At 66.5% G+C, this 3051-nt stretch carries 4 protein-coding genes; all 4 read left to right on the top strand.

Going from position 1 to position 3051, the window contains the following annotated elements:
- Positions 1-193 precede the first annotated feature (193 nt).
- The 4 genes from ACGF8A_RS34490 (at position 194) to ACGF8A_RS34475 (ending at position 2948) form a co-directional block, all read left to right on the top strand.
- Positions 194-982 carry a hypothetical protein gene (locus tag ACGF8A_RS34490; RefSeq protein WP_393114778.1) on the top strand — a complete coding sequence of 263 codons (789 nt, stop codon included), beginning with the start codon at positions 194-196 and terminating at the stop codon, positions 980-982.
- A gap of 81 nt (positions 983-1063) precedes the next feature.
- Positions 1064-1312 carry a hypothetical protein gene (locus tag ACGF8A_RS34485; protein WP_393114775.1) on the top strand — a complete coding sequence of 83 codons (249 nt, stop codon included), beginning with the start codon at positions 1064-1066 and terminating at the stop codon, positions 1310-1312.
- Between the two features lie 657 nt (positions 1313-1969).
- Positions 1970-2236 carry a lactococcin 972 family bacteriocin gene (locus tag ACGF8A_RS34480; RefSeq protein ID WP_393114773.1) on the top strand — a complete coding sequence of 89 codons (267 nt, stop codon included), beginning with the start codon at positions 1970-1972 and terminating at the stop codon, positions 2234-2236.
- Positions 2237-2309: 73 nt separating this feature from the next.
- Entirely contained in the window at positions 2310-2948 is a 639-nt protein-coding gene (locus tag ACGF8A_RS34475) for a hypothetical protein (RefSeq protein WP_393114771.1), read from the top strand.
- Positions 2949-3051 lie beyond the last annotated feature (103 nt).

Raw genomic sequence — 3051 nt, 5'->3', positions numbered from 1 at the left:
GCTTCCGCCTCGGCGAGTTCAGCAGCGATCCGCTCCGCCTGGAGGCGAAGTTCCTCCGCCCGTGTTCGGGCCGCCGCCTCTCGCTCCTCCAGAAAACAAGAAGCAGGCGACCAACCCCACCTGACCCACCAGCAGCCCGGGCCGCCCCGCCCGATACGCGGACGGCCCGGGCCACCGAGAAAGGGCAACAGCCATGACCACCAACACCACCGCCACCGACGCCGCTGGTCGCCCCCTCCACCAGGGGGACCACGTCGGAGGCACCTACGGCCGCCACCAGACCACCATCACCGGCCCTGGCATCGGCATCACCGGCATGTGGGCCACGGTCCTCGTCGCGAACCGCCCCCTCTTCGGGGACGACCGGCCCGGCAACGGCGACGACGTGCGCGTCAGCACCCGCCGCCTGTTCCTCATCCACCCCGCCACCGAGCGCCGTTTCACCGGGTACCGGACCCCGGACGGCCGCACCTGGACCCAGGCTGCCCGCGTCACGGGCGTGCTCTGGGAGGCCCCGCTGGTGCCCCACCGGTTTGCGTCCCGCGACCTGCGCCGCATGTACGCCGCGGACCTCCAGCCGGTGTGGCAGGACGTAGCCGCGGCCCCGGCCAACACTGCGGTACGCACCCAGGCGTTCGCGGAGGCCGCCGCCCGCATCTGGGACCTGCCCCAGGACGACGAACTGGACCCCGGCCGCGGCGACGCCCGGGAGCTGCTGGAGCGCCTGGCCGCCGACACCGCCGCGTACCCGCTCGCCCTGCCCTGGGCGCTGCTCATGGACGACGACGACCTGATCGGGTTCCTCAACGAAGTCGCCGGCGTCATGCAGAGCGCCATCCACATGGCCACCGAGGCGGGCCACGTCCACGCCCGCCGCATCCTCGCCGGCCTGGAGCAGACCTGCGGCACCTGGCGCTTGATCGCCCAGGCCCAGCACGCCCACAACACCGCCCTCGGCCCGGACGCCGAGACGACCGCCTGACACGAGCACGAGAACGGCGCCGATCGTCCCCACCCGATATGGGGGCCATCGGCGCCGGCACCCACCGTACGGAGGCACCGCGTGGCCGAGCAACCCACCTCGCAGGAAACACCCGCCGAACGCGCGGCCGACGGCCCGCGCACCTGGCGACCGGACGGCCCGGGCAGCTTCCAGGCCCCGGACGGCGTCCCCGCCGTCACTGACCGCCATAACCGGCTGTGGACCAAGCGCACCACCCGCTGGACCAGCGACGGCTCCCGGTGGCTCCGCTGGCGCAACCTGGTCGCCGACCACGGCCCGGTGACCGAAGCCAGAGGAGGCACGCCATGACGTGGACGAGACGGGCACGCATCGTCCTGTACACCACGGCGTTCACCGCCCTGGGCTGGTACGGAGCCGCCGCCCTGGTCGCCAGCCGCCGCGCTCTACGCCCTGGCGCTCACCCTCGCCATGTACCGCATGACGACGTCGTACCGCAACGATCAAGAACCGTCACGACCCACGGACTCCGCGAGTTCAACCGGAGTACCACCCGCCCCGGAAGGCGGAAAGGCCCGCCAACTCCGTCGACGGACCCTCACGCAAGATCGAGGAAAGTCCACTATGCCGGACATCACATATGCAAACGTTCGTTACGAGGAAGCGGCACTAATACTGAATGAGCGCGCAAACTTCACACGCCGATCGGCGGCACTTTTAAGCCAAGTGCTTGGATATCTCTTTGCTGGAAGGTGCGGGTTGGGGGGAAGATCCATCCGAACCCCCGCGACGGGGGCATCATGGGAGGGGAATTACATGAAGATTTCCGGCAGATCCATAGCTTTCGCTGTTGCGGGTTGATTCCTGGCTGCAGGTATCCTTGCCGCCCCGGCCACTGCAGGCAGTGCCAATGTTTCGGCCGCTAGTTCGGTCACCGTCACGACTCACACCAGGGGTGATGGCACCCAGCCGCCTGCGGCGCTGGGGGACCCCAAGGAATGGGGCGTCGTGGAGTTCACGGCTGGCTCCGAGGGAGGCGTCACGCCGATGACCGTCCTCGACATTGGTGGCGGCACGTGGAGCTACGGAAAGAATCTCACCACCGATGGCCAGTACTGCTACTCGAACTACTACCATCCCACGGTGAAGCATGGGTCGACCGTGCAGGTGAGTAGCTACGAGGACAAGTCGGTGGTGGAGAAGGGTCTGTGGTCCTACGCCAACATCACTCATGGTGCGGCGTACACATGTAAGACCTACTACTCTAAGTACTAGTTTTCCTCCGCCCCCGGCAGCCACTGCCGGGGGCGGATTTTCTCTCGCGAGGGATTGTCCAAAGAGTAGGGTCATGAAAATCGCACACTTTACGTGTTCTCGTATCGCTCCTATTGTGGCAGTTCTCGGGGCAGGTGCACTGCTTGGTGCGGTCGGCCCATTCGCGGGCAAATTCGACAACCTGGTCTGCCAGGCCATAGGCGTCATATTTTCCGTGGGATGGTCGTGGGCCTGCTTCGCCTTCCTGGTCGGTTACTCGCGGCGGTCAAGAATTGAGGCATCGCTGCTGGCGTCTTCGGCGCTGGCAGTGGGTGTAGCCGTGTATTATCTTTTCAAGTTTCTAAGCCCTAACGTTCCGCCCGGGGGACACGTCATCTCTGGTGCAGGCGATGGCCTCTTCTCCAGGGCACTGTTCTGGGGGGTGGCGGCTGTCGTCTTTGGTGCGCCCCTTGGGCTCCTGGGAAGCATGGCGAGAACGCCCGGCATCGGCGGTCTCGGGTGCCGCCTTCTTGTCCCGTTGATCGCTTTCACCGAGGCTTCCATGCGGCTAGCAGCGGAGGTGGACAACTCACAGGACCGGGTCGTAGAAATGGTCTGGGCTTCGGTTCGCGCGCTCTCGGCGGTGGCCGTCGTATTTCTCGTAGGCCACATAGCGTGGAGGTGGTGGCACGGCCGGCCTGCGCGGCAGCCTGCCCCGGCAAAGCGCTTCTGATGCGTCATTGAGCCTTTCCCAGTAATGGATCATGACGGTGTGTGATCGTCAGATGGTGCGGTCGTATTCGAGTTGGAGCAGGACGAGGGCTGCGGCGGCGATC

The sequence above is a fragment of the Streptomyces sp. NPDC047706 genome (genome assembly GCF_043204795.1).
Lineage (GTDB): Bacteria > Actinomycetota > Actinomycetes > Streptomycetales > Streptomycetaceae > Streptomyces.
This window is presented reverse-complemented; position numbering and strand designations above follow the sequence as displayed.